Here is a 15076-nt window from a genome sequence, read left to right as displayed (position 1 = left end):
GGCAATTAGGGTAGAATGAAGTTGTATGTCACTTAAGTGGCAATACATAAACTGGGAGGAATATAACAATGGCAAAACACGAATTACCAAATTTACCTTATGCGTATGATGCTTTAGAGCCTCACTTTGACAAAGAAACAATGAACATCCATCATACAAAACACCATAACACGTACATTACAAACTTAAACGCTGCTTTAGAAGGTCATGCAGAATTAGCTGACAAAAGCGTAGAAGAATTAGTTGCAAACTTAAACGAAGTACCAGAAGCAATCCGTACAGCAGTACGTAACAATGGTGGCGGACATGCTAACCATACATTCTTCTGGACAATCTTATCTCCAAACGGCGGCGGACAACCAGTAGGCGAACTTGCAACTGCAATTGAAGCGAAATTCGGTAGCTTCGATGCATTCAAAGAAGAATTCGCAAAAGCTGGCGCAACTCGTTTCGGTTCTGGTTGGGCTTGGTTAGTAGTAAACAATGGTGAGTTAGAAGTAACAAGCACGCCAAACCAAGATTCTCCTCTAACTGAAGGTAAAACTCCAGTTGTTGGTTTAGATGTTTGGGAACATGCTTACTACCTAAATTACCAAAACCGTCGTCCGGACTACATCGGTGCATTCTGGAACGTTGTAGATTGGAACGCTGCTGAAAAACGTTACCAAGAAGCTAAATAATTGTCATAACGATAGAAAAAAGCTAGGAGAATGCTCCTAGCTTTTTTCTATGCTTTCCTTTTACATAATTGGGCTTGTCTTTGGAAGACTAGAACATGAAGTAAAGGAGAGTTGTGTATGAAGTTGAAACATATAATTGGTGACGTTGAAGTAAATCGGGATTTAGTGTTATTGCTCCTTATTGGAGGTTTATACACGCTCGCAATTTCTTTATCGAATACGTTTGTTAACATTTATTTATGGAAACAAACACAAAATTATGTGAATCTTGGCTTGTATAATTTGGCCAGCGTTGTATTACAGCCTCTCACATTTCTTATAGGTGGGAAATTAGCGAAACGTATTGATCGCTCAATCTTGTTACGAATAGGCGTAGGCACGTTAGCAATTTTTTTTATCGTTGTTTTAGTAGCGGGAAAAAGCGCTTCTCACTATATTTTATTAATGGGGGCTCTTTTAGGAGTCGGATATGGTTTTTACTGGCTCGCGTTTAACTTATTAACATTTGAGATTACAGAACCAGAAACAAGAGATTTCTTTAATGGGTTTCTTGGGCTTCTTACATCCTTCTCTGGCATGATTGGACCGATAGCCGCTGGATACACAATTTCACGTATGGAAAAATGGAGTGGCTATACAGTCATATTCTTTCTTTCGTTACTGTTATTTGCAATTGCTGTCATTTTAAGCTTTTTTGTATCTAAGAGAGAATGTGAAGGACGGTATGAAATTGTACAAGTATTGAAAGAGCGGCAGATTGATAAAAATTGGGGAAGAATTACACGTGCTCATTTTTTCCAAGGGCTGAGAGAGGGAACGTTTATTTTTGTGATTTCCGTGTACGTGTATTTAGCAACTGATAGCGAACTCGCATTAGGGAAGTATAGCTTAGTAAATTCGGCTGTATCATTTGTGTGTTACTATTTAGTTACTCGTATGTTAAAGAAAGAATGGCGAAAAAAAGCAATTTTGCTTGGAGGCATTATTTTATATGCTGTCGTATTTTTAGTTATATTCAACGTTACATACGCAAAATTACTTATTTATGCAGCGTGTATTGCGATTGCATACCCTATTTTGCTCGTTCCGTACGGGTCCATGACATATGATGTAATTGGCAGAGCGAAAAATGCGAGAGAGTGGCGTGTAGAGTATGTAGTTGTCCGGGAATTATGGTTAAATGCAGGAAGAATTTGCTCGATTTTAAGTTTTTTATGTGCTGTACTATTCTTTCCGCCTGAAAAAAGTTTACCTTACTTATTATGTATTTTAGGCGCAGGACATTTTCTTATCTATTTTGCAGTTAAAAATGTCAAATATGATGAGGGAAATGCGAGTAAAACAAGTGTTGTAACGCAAGCGACTGCGCAGAACCAAACAGAACCAGAAGGTTAACTTCTCGGTTGTTTTATGCTAGAATAGAAAAAGATGTAAGACAGCAGTGAGGACACCTGTATGAAGGTGTCCCTTTCACATTACATAGCTGTTGGTAGAGGGGGTTTGTATGAGCAAGAAGCAGAAACAACAAAAGAAAAAGACTCACGTTCCTTTTCGGTTAAACGTGCTGTTTTTCTGCGTGTTTTTATTGTTCTCCGCGGTTATTGTAAGGCTTGGATATGTACAAATTGTTCGCGGTGAGGAATATAAGAATGAAGTGGAGAGGAAAGAGAACTCGACGATAAGTAATCCTGTACCACGTGGGAAAATATTTGACCGTTATGGACGAGCTGTAGTAGATAATGCAGCTGTACGTACGATTACATTTACAAAAATGAAAGGATCAACTGCAGAGGCTCGCTTAGAAACAGCGAAAAAGCTAGCAGATTTGATTGAAGTACCGACAGATAAATTAACAGATCGCGATAAAAAAGATTATTGGCTTGCTATGCATAAAGAGGAAGCGAAAGAAAAAATTACAAATAAAGATCGTCAAGAGTTAAAAGATAAAAAAATTGACGATAAAGAGTTAGATGAGCGTCAACGAAATCGTGTGACAGAAGAGGAAATGAATCAATTATCCGCAAAAGATTTAGAAGTACTAGCGATTAAAAGCAAAATGGATGGCGGATATGCAATGACGCCACAAGTCATTAAAAAGGATGCTACAGAAGTAGAATATGCGATTATTAGTGAAAATTTAGCGGAATTGTCGGGAGTAGATACGAGTGTCGATTGGGAACGAAAATATGCATATGATGGTGATTTGTTCCGAAGTGTACTTGGTGGTGTAACAACTTCTGATGAAGGTTTACCTAGAGAAAGACTAGATTACTATCTTGTTCGTGATTATAATCGAAATGACCGCGTAGGAAAAAGTTATCTAGAGCAGCAATATGAAGATAGTTTGCACGGTAATAAAGCAGAAGTGAAAAATATTACAGATAAAAACGGTAATATTTTAGAAACGATTAATGTATCAAAAGGGCAAAGTGGTAACAATCTGAATTTAACAATTGATATGGAATTACAAAAGCGTGTAGAAGAAATTATCACTAAAAATTTATTGAGATATAAAGGGGGACAACCTCTTTTAGATCGTGCATTCGTTGTAATGATGAATCCAAAAAATGGTGAAGTTTTATCTATGGCAGGGAAACAGTTAGTGGAAGAAAATGGCGAAACGAAAGTGCAAGATTTCGCATTAGGAACGATGACAAGCTCTTATCCGATGGGATCGACTGTAAAAGGTGCGACAGTACTTACTGGATACCAAACAGGTGCGATTCAACCAGGTTCAGTTCAGCTGGATGAACCAATCAGATTAAAGGGAACACCACAAAAAGCTTCGTGGAAGACGATGGGATATATTAATGATTTGACAGCATTAAAAATGTCTTCTAACGTATATATGTTTAAAACAGCGATGAATCTCGCAGGCGTTCAATATGTGAGAGGTGGTACGTTAGATATACCACAAAAAGCATTTGATACGATGCGTTATTATTTCGGACAGTTTGGACTTGGCGTAAAAACAGGTATTGATTTACCGAATGAATCTGCGGGTCAAACAGGTAAAGGAAATCAGCCAGGTTTCCTATTAGATTTATCAATTGGACAGTATGACACGTATACACCACTTCAATTAGCACAGTATGTTTCGACAATTGCAAATGGTGGTTATCGTATGCAGCCACAAGTTGTAAAGGAAATTAGTCAACCGGCAGTGAAACCAGAAGAAACTGGAAAAGTTGTTCATTCAATGGAACCGAAAGTACTAAACCGTATTGATATGCCTGAATCACAAATTAAACGTGTTCAGGAAGGATTTAGACAAGTATTTAACGATTCTGGTGGTACAGCTACGAAATACTTTGCAGGTGCACCATATAAAGCTGCTGGTAAAACAGGTACAGCTCAAACTGTGTATGGCGGAGATAAAGAGATTGGTAGAAAAGCAAACGGTGAGCGTAAAGAAACATATAACTTAACATTAGTAGGTTATGCGCCACTTGAAGACCCTGAAGTAGCATTTTCTGTTGTTGTACCTTGGGTAGATGATAAATCAGGTATTAACGGATATATTAGCCGTGACATTATGGATGCATACTTTGATTTGAAAAAAGTAGAAAATGGCGAAGCTACACAAGAGGAAATAGATAAGAAAAATAAAAATAAAAAGCAAGATGATGAATAAAAAAGTTGTAAAAAAGCACACTATCTGAAAAGATAGTGTGCTTTTTTTTATGGTTCACGCATACGTTTTAATAAAGTGGACAAGCATATCAAATCGGAAAATCAAGGGCCTCATAATTGATACTTGTACATCTTTCTGGAGGATAACGGTTTTATGGACCAATCATCAGTGAAGATGAACAATGGCTACGGATTAAATTTTTACTTAATGTTGATTCTTGTGGAACTTTACAAAACTTTTACAAACAATTAAAACCGAATTAATAGTTTAGCAGTATTCTTATATCTGTAATCCTGTTATTTCCGGTTACTTCTAGGAGGAAGAACACGTGAAATGGATAAGTGCATCGATTAAAGTTTTCATACTGTCGACATGTTTCCTTTATGTTGGCACGTCTACTGCATTTGCTGTGAATGAAATGGGAGAAGTGAGAGTTGATGGATCCTCAACAGTTTTTCCTATTATAGAAGCGGTAGCAGAGGAATATACAAAGGTGCATCCAAACGTGAAAATTTCCATCAGTGTTTCTGGAACAGGAGGAGGATTTAATCGTTTCAGTAAAGGAGAAGTAGATATAAATAATGCTTCGAGATCAATGAAACAAGTGGAAGAAAATGAAATGAAGAAAAACTCCATTCAGTTTACACCGTTTGAAGTCGCTTACGATGGCCTTACGATCGTTGTGAGTCGCCAAAATACTTGGGTAGACAATACGACGGTAGACGAGTTACGTCTATTATGGAGTGAAGATGGAAGCGAAAAGCGATGGTCACAAATTCATTCATCATGGCCACGTGAACAGGTGAAGTTTTATGCGCCAGGTGTAGACTCTGGTACGTTTGATTATTTTCAAAATGTCATCTTACAAAATAGTCGCATTGTAAAAAAAGTCTCTTTGTCTGAAGATGATCAAGTTATTATGCAAGGGGTAATGAATGATAAAAATGCCATTGCTTTTGTAGGATATGCTTATTATATGGCCAATCGAGATAAGGTGAGAGCAATAAAAGTGAATGGTGTACTTCCGACGAAAGATACCATTCAATCAGGTAAGTATAAGCCATTATCTAGGCCGCTATTTGCTTATGTGAATGATGCATCTATCCGAAATAAAATGAATGTAGCAAATTATATTGAGTTTATGATTCAGCATGTAGGTAATCTTGCTGAAGAGGTTGGATATGTAAAATTACCAAAAGAAAAATACAATGAACAGCTGCGGATGTTAACAGAAATAAAAAGGTAATGTCAGGGTGGAAAGGGGTTTTCATCTTTGGCTCATAATGACAAAAGTCAAATCACATTTTCTGTACAACATTTGATTGAAAGAAATACAAAACAAAGAAAAAAAACGCAGCGAATCAATCGAATCGTTCCATTATTACTAAAAATAATTGCTAGCGTGTCTATTGTGACGACACTTGGAATTATTTTTACATTGGCAAATGAAACATTAATGTTTTTTCAAAAAATACCATTACTCTCCTTTTTGACGGGAAAAGAATGGTTACCTTTTTTTGAAGATCCTAAATTCGGTATATTACCACTTATATGTGGAACGTTCCTTGTAACAGCAATTGCCATGCTCGTAGCAATTCCTATCGGCTTAGCGTGTGCCGTATTTTTAAGTGAATATGCTTCAAACGGTGCAAGGAAAGTATTAAAACCGATGTTAGAACTATTAGCAGGTATTCCGACAATTGTATATGGTTTTTTTGCATTAACAGTTGTCACACCGCTTTTACAACGGATTATACCAGATTTACAGTTTTTTAATGCGATCAGTCCAGGTATTGTTATTGGCTTTATGATGATACCTACAATTGCGTCTCTATCTGAAGACGCGATGAGAGCTGTAGCGAAAGGAACGAAAGAAGCTTCGTTAGCACTTGGAGCAACTCGGTTTGAGATGGTAAAACAAGTCGTGTTTCCTTCGGCTTTTACAGGAATTATGGCAGCAATCATATTAGCTGCTTCCAGAGCAATTGGTGAAACGATGATCGTTGTAATTGCAGCGGGATCCACACCGAATGTATCACTCGATCCGACACACTCTATTCAAACGCTAACAGCCTATATTGTGCAAGTGAGTTTAGGTGATGCTCCACATGGAACAATTACTTATTACAGCATGTATGCTGTAGGCGCAACTTTATTCTTATTTACTTTTATCATGAACATCATTTCGCAGTCTATTATGCGCCGCTTTAGGAGGGTGACATAATATGCGAATGTTGAATCATAAAAAAATACAAGAGAATATGGCATCACGCTTTTTAAAAGACCGAGTTTACAAATTGATATTTTATATAGCAATTTTATTTTCAATAGTAATACTGCTTATTTTACTTTTTCAAATTTTTGAAAAAGGTATAAGTTACCTTTCGTTAGATTTCTTTATAAACTTCGCTTCGCGTAATCCGAAAGAAGCTGGGATTGCTGCAGCTTTGTCAGGAACAATATTATTTATGAGTATTGTTATACCAGTCTCCTTTATATTTGGGGTCGGAACTGCTCTTTATTTAGAGCAATATGCGAAGGAATCTATATTTAAAAAGGTAATAGAAATTAATAATCAAACGTTAGCAGGAGTACCTTCCGTTGTATTTGGATTACTCGGCTTAACTATTTTTGTATATGCTCTTCATTTAGGTGAGAGTATTATTGCGGCGGCACTGACGATGAGTTTACTCGTTTTACCGACAGTTGTTGTAGCGAGTCAAGAAGCGATACGATCTGTGCCAAGTTCATTATTAGAAGCTTCTTACGGATTAGGTGCTACGAAGTGGCAAACGATGTATCAAATTGTATTGCCATATGCTTTCCCAGGAATTATAACGGGTTGTACGTTAGCGATATCAAGAGCGATTGGAGAAGCGGCACCGTTATTAGTTATCGGGGCACTTGCATTTGCAAATTATGTTCCATTTAGTATGTTTGATAGATTTACAGTTTTACCAATTCAAATTTTTAATTGGATGAGTAGGCCGCAAGAAGAATTTCAGTATGTAGCAGCTGCTGGAATGATTGTTTTGTTAGGTTTGTTGCTCTTTATTAATATATTTGTCTTATGGTTACGAAATCGAAAATAAGTTGGAAATGGATGAAAGGGGAATTCAAATGGTAGCAACAGTAGTAAATGTACAGGTGAAAAACGAGGAGAAAATCGAGACTGCACCAAAGAAAGTAGTATTTGATACGAAAAACTTAAATTTATGGTACGGAGAAGACCACGCTTTAAAGGATATTAACTTAAGCATTCATGAGAATGAAGTGACAGCAATTATCGGGCCAAGTGGTTGTGGTAAATCAACGTACTTAAAAACATTAAATCGTATGGTAGAGTTAGTACCGATCGTGCGAACTACAGGTGTAATTGAATATAGAGAACGCAATATATTTGATAAATCATACCCAGTTGAAGAATTAAGAACTCATGTGGGAATGGTGTTCCAAAAGCCAAATCCATTTCCAAAATCTATTTATGAAAATGTAGCATATGGACCGAAAATTCATGGTATTCGTGATAAGAAAACATTGGATGAGATTGTTGAAAAAAGTTTACGTGGAGCAGCGATTTGGGATGAGTTAAAAGATCGTTTGCATGATAATGCATACGGTTTATCTGGTGGACAGCAACAGCGTCTATGTATCGCACGTTGTTTAGCAATTGAACCAGACGTTATTTTAATGGATGAGCCAACATCGGCACTAGATCCAATTTCAACATTAAAAGTAGAAGAATTAATTCAAGAGTTAAAGAAAGACTTTAGTATTGTTATCGTAACGCATAATATGCAACAAGCAGCACGTATTTCAGACAAAACTGCTTTCTTCTTAAGTGGAGAAGTTGTGGAGTATACAGATACAAATAAATTATTTACGACACCTTCAGATAAGCGTACAGAAGATTATATTACAGGCCGATTTGGTTGATGTCGTTGCAAGGCTAAGAGCAAATACCCTCTTAACAGAGGGTATTTCTTATTTTGCTGAGAAGGAATACTTCTCCTATTTTAAGGCTGATTACAGAGAGAAGAGGCCTTAAAATAGGAGATTTATATATATAATGGCACATAATATTGAGGGGGAAGAAACGATGGTAAGAGAACAGTTTCAGTGTGATTTAAAAACGTTACAGCAAAAGGTGATTGAGCTTGGAGAGCTAGCGAGGGAGGCTTTATTGCTTGCTATGGAAGGTCTTCATAAAAGGGATGTAGAGAAAGCGTTAGAGGTAATAGATGGTGATTATCGTATGGATAATTTAGAAGAGGAAATAAATGATCTTGCGCTTATGCTTATTACGAAGCAGCAACCTGTAGCAAGTGATTTAAGAAGGATTTTCATTTCAATTAAAACAGCGACAGATTTAGAGCGTATTGCAGATCATGCCGTTAATATTGCGAAATCAACAATTCGTCTTGGGGAAAAAGAAGTGGTTGTTAGTTTGCACAATCTTGATGAAATGTTTGCAATTGCAGATAAGATGTTACAGTTAGCATTGGAAGCATATGAGCAAGAAAATTTAACTTTTGCGAAACAAATTGCTGAAATGGATGATTCAGTTGATGAAATATATGGGAAAGCGATTCGTGAATTTATATCTTCAGTTCCAGAACAACCAGAAGCGATTACACAAATTACACAATTATCCTTTGTGGCGAGATATATCGAGCGTGTAGCAGATCATATTACAAATATTGCTGAAAATGTTTTTTATTTAGTAAAAGGAAAGCATTACTTATTAAATGAATAAAGAAAAAAAGCAGGTGAAACATCACCTGCTTTTTTTAGTCAAAACATGACAAAAAAAGCTCGTTGTTTCCTTTAGTTTATGATGATAAGATGTATCATAATATAATGGAAAAAATAGGGCATATATGTTATTCATTTCATAAGTAATATTTTACCTAATTAATAGTAAGCGCTTTCCTATTAGGTGTTTAAAAGGTACATGTATATAGGGAGTTTTACTGCCTGTAAAAGCCTGAGTGGTCAGGGTTAATAATCAGTGGGAGATGCAGCAAAATCCCTACTAATTAAAGTTTCATTTTATACTGCTAGTTAATGCGGGGTAGATAATATACATATCGTATATGAAGTTACTGAACATTATATAAGTGGAGGCTGAAGTATATGAAGGGGGTTATTTTAGCTGGAGGAAAAGGACGACGCCTTAGACCATTAACATGTAATACTCCAAAGCCGATGTTGCCATTATTAGAAAAGCCAGTTTTGGAATACAATATTGAATTATTACGTCAGCATGGTATTCGTGAAATTGCAATTACTGTTCAGTATATGAGCACAGCCATTAAGCAATATTTTGGTGACGGTAGCAAATGGGGCGTTAATTTGTACTACTTTGAAGACTCTCCACCGCTTGGAACCGCAGGGAGTATTAAACAAGCGGAAACATTTTTAGATGAAACGTTTGTTGTGATAAGCGGGGATGCGTTAACTGATTTTCAATTATCAGAAGGAATTACGTTTCATGAGCAAAAGAAAAGAATGGTAACTATGTTTGTAAAGGAAGTAGAAAATCCACTCTCATTCGGTTTAGTTGTAATGAGCAAAGAACAAGAGGTTACACGATATATAGAAAAACCGAGCTGGAATGAAGTAGTCTCTAATATTGTGAATACAGGTATATATATTATGGAGCCAGAAATTTTTTCTTATATACCGCCCCGAGAATTTTTTGATTTCAGTCAAGATGTGTTTCCATTATTGGCAAATAAGAACGCGTTATTTGCATATTTGTCAGAAGGCTATTGGTTAGATATTGGTACATTTGATCAATATCGACAAGCACAATTTGATTTGTTAACGAAAAAATTGCAAGTACCTATTCCTTATACGGAAGTATTGCCGATGGTATGGATGGGGGAAGGTGTGGCGATTGGAAAAGGAACGAAAATTCATGGCCCTTCTTTTATTGGAGAAGGAGCAAAGATTGGTGCTGGGGCTGTAATTGAGCCGTACTCTATTATCGGGAAAAATAGTATTGTTTCAAGTTATTCTCATCTTCAAAAAAGTATTGTTTTTGCAAATGCGCACATTGGGCAGTATTGCGAGCTATTAGAAACGATAATAGGAGAGCATACAATGGTGGAAGATGACGTTACACTGTTTCAAAAAAGCATTGTAGCGGATCATTGTCATATAGGGAAAAGTACTGTAATTAAGCAAAAGGGAAAACTATGGCCATATAAGGCGATTGACAGCTATTCGGTAGTAGGGTCGGCTGGTGTTCAAGAAAGTGAAAAAAGTGCAGGGTGGTTGCAAAAAAGCCGCATTGTAGGAAGAGGTAATGTTGAGATCACTCCTCAATTTATTGTGAAGGTTGCGATGGCGTATGGATCTCTTTTTGCTAAAGGAGAAAGTATATTAATCGGGAGTCAAGAACATATAGAAACGACTTCTTATAAAAATCTCTTTCTTCATGCGATTCATGGTATCGGGGTTCATACGATGGAATGCAAAGAAATGAACGAGTCGCTTTTTCAGTATAGTATTCAGGATTTGCAATGTGCAGGTGGGGTTTTCATTCAAGTGGAAAATGAAAAAGAGGTTGTAATAAAGTTGTATGGTAAGGATGGGGTACAATTAACGTATAAGCAGCAAAAAGCGATAGAACAAGTATATATGTCTGAGTCGTTTTATTACGTATGTGAGAAGGAAATGGGACGGAATAAGCTAGTCCACGTTTCTTTACATGATTATATAGAGGCTGTATTAGAACGCATTGATATTGAAAAAATACAAAAACAGAAGTTTCATCTTCTTATTAATAAAAGAAATGATATGTTACAACATTTAATTATGCTCTTTTTGCAAAGGCTCGGATGCACAGTTACATGGATTTATGCAGGTGAACAAAAGGATCATGTGAAAGCCTTGATGAAATCAAGTAAAGCAAATATGGCACTTATGTTTTCGGAGCAAGGAAATTATTTCGAGTTATATGATAATCATAGTAATATTTACCAAGGTACAGATTTTGAGGAGGTAGATATTCCAGATTTATTGCTCGAATCGACAGGAAATATTTACCCAATGTCTTTGAAATTAGGAGAATGTTACCTTCTATTTTATACGCAGGATGAAAAGAAGTCATTTCAAGCGAGATGGAAGAGAGATATTTTATATCGAATAGGAAAATTATTTGAGCTAATAGCATTGCAGGGAAAAACATTTCTCAGCATAGTAGAACAATCGCCCCCACTTTACTTACTGTGTGATGAAGTTGTATGTTCATGGAATGAAAAAGGGAAAGTAATGAGGAAATTATTAGCTGATATGGAAAGAAAAGAAGAAGGTATATTTGAAGGAGTACAGTTCAAATATACCGAAAAAGAGTGGTCTTATATCGTTTCCGACACAAAACAACCGAAATTTTTAGTGTATTCGCATGCTAGAAACCCAGTAATAGCAAGGGAAAACATGAAAAATCTTATAGAAAAAATTAGACAATATCAAAAGGTGTAGAATTTTTATTTTAAAAGTGGTATTATAGTATAGTCTGATTTAAGTTATTAGTACTGGAGGGAAATAAGAATGCGTGTGAATATTACTCTAGCATGTACAGAATGCGGAGATCGTAACTATATCTCAAAGAAAAACAAACGTAACAACGCTGAGCGTATCGAGCTTAAAAAGTATTGCAAGCGTGACAAGAAGTCTACGTTACACCGTGAAACAAAGTAAGCAGTAGGAATATTTTCCTACTGTTTCTTTTTTTATTCGATTCCTCTGTTAAAAGTGATACACTATCATCGTAGAGACAAGTATCACTGTGAGGAGGAAAATGTGTGAGAGAAGAGAAACTACGTTTACGTAAACAAATAATAGAGCACATGAATTCTTTATCAGAAGAACGGTATACAACTTTATCAGAGCAAATTGCATTTTCGTTGTATGCGCAAAAAGAGTGGGTTGAAGCTAAAACAATCGGAATCACTCTCTCAATGGAAAATGAAGTGAATACATATCCTATTATCGAAAAAGCTTGGGAAGAGGGAAAGAACGTTGTTGTTCCGAAGTGTAATAAAGGAACACGAACAATGTCCTTCCGACAAATTAGTAATTTTGATCAATTAGAAACAGTGTATATGAATTTACGTGAACCAATTCCAGCGCTTACGGAAGAAGTTGGTGCAGATGAAATTGATCTTCAAATCGTGCCGGGCGTAGCTTATACAGGGCGAGGAGAACGGATTGGATATGGCGGTGGCTATTATGATCGTTATCTCGTGCATTATAAAGGGAAAACGCTATCATTAGCTTATAGTTTTCAAATGGTGGAACATATTCCAGTAGAGCCGTTTGATAAAAATGTAGAAAAAATTATTACAGAAAAAGGAACAATGGTTAAAAATGGGCTTGTATAGACAAATAAAAATTGACGAGACTTTTTCTTCTTGATTATAATAAAATATGTGAACGTTTTCTTATTATAATTTTTTATAGTAAGTGAGCATAGAGGGTGATGAAATGGTATCTATTTATGATATTCAGCAATTGCTAAAGAAATTTGGTACGATTATTTATACGGGTGATCGAATTGCAGATTTACAATTAATGCAAGATGAATTGCGTGAATTAAATCAATCACAGCTAATCGATCCACAAGACTATCAAACAGCTTTATTTTTATTGAAGCAAGAAATTCAAAAAGAGCTAAATAAGAATTAGATAAAGGTAGGTAAGCAACATGGAAGAGAAATGGTTAGTTGGTGTTGACCTTGGTGGTACAACGATTAAATTAGCATTTATTAATGTGTACGGTGAAATTTTACATAAGTGGGAAATCCCTACGAATACAAATGAGCAAGGAAAACATATTACGCTTGATGTAGCGAAAGCTATTGATAAAAAGTTAGAAGAGTTAGGCGAATTGAAAAGCAAGTTAATCGGTATTGGTATGGGAGCTCCTGGTCCTGTACACGTGGCATCTGGAATGATTTACGAAGCGGTTAACTTAGGATGGAAAAACTATCCGTTAAAAGATTTATTAGAAGTAGAAACAGGATTACCTGTTGTTATTGATAATGATGCAAACTTAGCAGCGCTTGGTGAAATGTGGAAAGGTGCTGGTGAAGGAGCAAAAGATTTAATTTGTATGACACTTGGCACTGGTGTTGGCGGCGGTGTAATTGCCAATGGTGAGATTGTACACGGCGTAAGCGGTGCTGCTGGTGAGATTGGACACATTACAGTCGTTACAGAAAATGCTTTCCCATGTAATTGCGGGAAGTTTGGTTGCCTAGAAACAGTAGCATCTGCAACAGGTATTGTGCGTGTTGCTATGCAAAAAATACAAGAGACTGATAAAGAGAGTATGCTACGTTCTATGTTAGCCGAAGAAGGGCGCATTACATCAAAAGATGTGTTTGAAGCACTTGGACAAGGTGACGAGCTAGCAAGCGAAGTAGTAGAAAAAGTAGCTTCTTATTTAGGATTAGCTGTAGCGAACCTTGCTAGTACGTTGAACCCAGAGAAGATTGTTATTGGTGGCGGTGTGTCTAAAGCTGGAGATGCACTATTAGAGCCAATTCAACGCTATTTCGAGCAATATGCTTTTTCACGTGCTGTAAAGAGCACGAAGTTAGCGATTGCAATACTTGGTAATGATGCAGGTGTTATCGGAGGAGCTTGGCTTGTAAAAAAGCACAAATACGAAGCGAAGATGGTATAAGTTGTGAAATATGAAAAGAGGAAGGGGAAACCCTTCCTCTTTTTGTGTGAAATCTTGATGAAGAATAAGATGTTAATGAATTAAGCTGCTGGTGGGTACCCGTTATATAGAACAGTCATGATCGTAAACCATCCGAAAACGAGTACAGTTGCAATTGCAAAGCCACCTGCGAAAAAGTTCTTTTCACGAAGTGTTCTAAGTGTAGCAAATACAGCTAACAGAGTGACTAACGCAAAAATAATAACAAGGCCCATACAATATCCTCCTCTGTCTACCCATTCTTCAATATGAGTTTTTGGAAAATTTACTCTTTTATATTGTACATGTTTTAAAAATGATTGTCGAGATAGCATCCTTTCTTTTCCTAAGAGAAAAAAATGTTGTATCATTGAAAGTAAGTTTAATAATTGGAGGAGATTTTCATATGAAATGGATACAAATGCCGTTAGGCCCATTACAAACGAATGCTTATATTTTAACGAATGATCAACATGAGTGTATTATCTTTGATCCTGGTCACGAAGGAGAGAAGCTCGTTACATATTTACAAGAAGAACAATTAAAGCCACTGGCTGTTTTATTAACACATGCTCACTTCGATCATATTGGCGCTGTTGATGCGGTAAGAGACGCTTTTCATATTCCTGTGTACGTACATAAAGAAGAAGCAGATTGGTTAGGCGATGCAACTGTAAATGGCTCTCAAATTTTTATGATGAATCGCAGCATTACAGCAAAACCAGCAGATAATATTATTGATGCAGAAGGTGCACTAGCAATTGGTTCATTTAATTTTGAGATTTTTGAGACGCCAGGACATTCTCCGGGCAGTATTTCTTATTACTCTAAAGAGGCGAATGCTGTATTTTCTGGAGATGTATTGTTCCAAATGAGCATCGGAAGAACAGATTTACCTGGTGGAAGTTTTGCTGAATTGATTGGAAGTATTGAAGGAAAATTATTTGTATTACCAGATGAAACAGCGGTGCTATGTGGACATGGTCCAGAAACAAGCATTGGTTTTGAAAAAGAAAATAATCCATTTTTACAGTAAGGAGTCAT

Annotated in this window: 15 protein-coding genes; 14 read left to right on the top strand and 1 reads right to left on the bottom strand. The window is 36.4% G+C overall.

Annotated elements, in window-relative coordinates:
- Window positions 1–68 precede the first annotated feature (68 nt).
- From sodA to glcK, 13 genes are all read left to right on the top strand, one after another.
- Window positions 69–680, top strand: a complete 612-nt coding sequence (gene sodA / locus MHB74_RS21010; protein ID WP_001052034.1) for a superoxide dismutase [Mn] — start codon at window positions 69–71, stop codon at window positions 678–680.
- 117 nt (window positions 681–797) lie between these two features.
- Complete coding sequence (locus MHB74_RS21005) at window positions 798–2075, top strand: MFS transporter (RefSeq protein WP_061677338.1); 1278 nt, start codon at window positions 798–800, stop codon at window positions 2073–2075.
- A gap of 109 nt (window positions 2076–2184) precedes the next feature.
- Entirely contained in the window at window positions 2185–4314 is a 2130-nt protein-coding gene (locus MHB74_RS21000; RefSeq protein WP_061677339.1) for a peptidoglycan D,D-transpeptidase FtsI family protein, read from the top strand.
- Window positions 4315–4642: 328 nt separating this feature from the next.
- Entirely contained in the window at window positions 4643–5560 is a 918-nt protein-coding gene (phoX, locus tag MHB74_RS20995; RefSeq protein ID WP_061677340.1) for a phosphate ABC transporter substrate-binding protein PhoX, read from the top strand.
- A 27-nt stretch (window positions 5561–5587) separates the two neighbouring features.
- Window positions 5588–6538 (top strand): phosphate ABC transporter permease subunit PstC, encoded by a 951-nt coding sequence (gene pstC, locus MHB74_RS20990; protein WP_061677345.1) that lies wholly within the window; start codon window positions 5588–5590, stop codon window positions 6536–6538.
- A gap of 1 nt (window position 6539) precedes the next feature.
- Complete coding sequence (gene pstA / locus MHB74_RS20985) at window positions 6540–7406, top strand: phosphate ABC transporter permease PstA (protein WP_061677351.1); 867 nt, start codon at window positions 6540–6542, stop codon at window positions 7404–7406.
- A 28-nt stretch (window positions 7407–7434) separates the two neighbouring features.
- Entirely contained in the window at window positions 7435–8250 is an 816-nt protein-coding gene (pstB, locus tag MHB74_RS20980) for a phosphate ABC transporter ATP-binding protein (protein WP_000226681.1), read from the top strand.
- A 163-nt stretch (window positions 8251–8413) separates the two neighbouring features.
- Window positions 8414–9070, top strand: a complete 657-nt coding sequence (gene phoU, locus MHB74_RS20975; protein WP_033656402.1) for a phosphate signaling complex protein PhoU — start codon at window positions 8414–8416, stop codon at window positions 9068–9070.
- Window positions 9071–9450: 380 nt separating this feature from the next.
- Window positions 9451–11805: a sugar phosphate nucleotidyltransferase gene (locus MHB74_RS20970; RefSeq protein WP_061677353.1), complete on the top strand. Its 2355-nt coding sequence runs from the start codon at window positions 9451–9453 to the stop codon at window positions 11803–11805.
- Between the two features lie 69 nt (window positions 11806–11874).
- Window positions 11875–12024 carry a 50S ribosomal protein L33 gene (gene rpmG / locus MHB74_RS20965; RefSeq protein WP_001265616.1) on the top strand — a complete coding sequence of 50 codons (150 nt, stop codon included), beginning with the start codon at window positions 11875–11877 and terminating at the stop codon, window positions 12022–12024.
- A 104-nt stretch (window positions 12025–12128) separates the two neighbouring features.
- Window positions 12129–12707 (top strand): 5-formyltetrahydrofolate cyclo-ligase, encoded by a 579-nt coding sequence (locus MHB74_RS20960; RefSeq protein ID WP_061677355.1) that lies wholly within the window; start codon window positions 12129–12131, stop codon window positions 12705–12707.
- Window positions 12708–12810: 103 nt separating this feature from the next.
- Window positions 12811–13011, top strand: a complete 201-nt coding sequence (locus tag MHB74_RS20955) for a YqgQ family protein (protein WP_000253699.1) — start codon at window positions 12811–12813, stop codon at window positions 13009–13011.
- A 19-nt stretch (window positions 13012–13030) separates the two neighbouring features.
- Complete coding sequence (glcK, locus tag MHB74_RS20950; RefSeq protein ID WP_061677357.1) at window positions 13031–14014, top strand: glucokinase; 984 nt, start codon at window positions 13031–13033, stop codon at window positions 14012–14014.
- Window positions 14015–14094: 80 nt separating this feature from the next.
- Here glcK and MHB74_RS20945 read toward each other — a convergent pair whose 3' ends face one another.
- Window positions 14095–14268: a DUF2759 domain-containing protein gene (locus MHB74_RS20945; RefSeq protein WP_000524846.1), complete on the bottom strand. Its 174-nt coding sequence runs from the start codon at window positions 14266–14268 to the stop codon at window positions 14095–14097.
- A 170-nt stretch (window positions 14269–14438) separates the two neighbouring features.
- Between MHB74_RS20945 and MHB74_RS20940 the strand changes: the two genes are divergently transcribed.
- Window positions 14439–15068: an MBL fold metallo-hydrolase gene (locus MHB74_RS20940; protein WP_061677359.1), complete on the top strand. Its 630-nt coding sequence runs from the start codon at window positions 14439–14441 to the stop codon at window positions 15066–15068.
- Window positions 15069–15076 lie beyond the last annotated feature (8 nt).

It is taken from the genome of Bacillus sp. FSL K6-0069 (genome assembly GCF_038007785.1).
Classification (GTDB): domain Bacteria; phylum Bacillota; class Bacilli; order Bacillales; family Bacillaceae_G; genus Bacillus_A; species Bacillus_A mobilis.
This window is presented reverse-complemented; position numbering and strand designations above follow the sequence as displayed.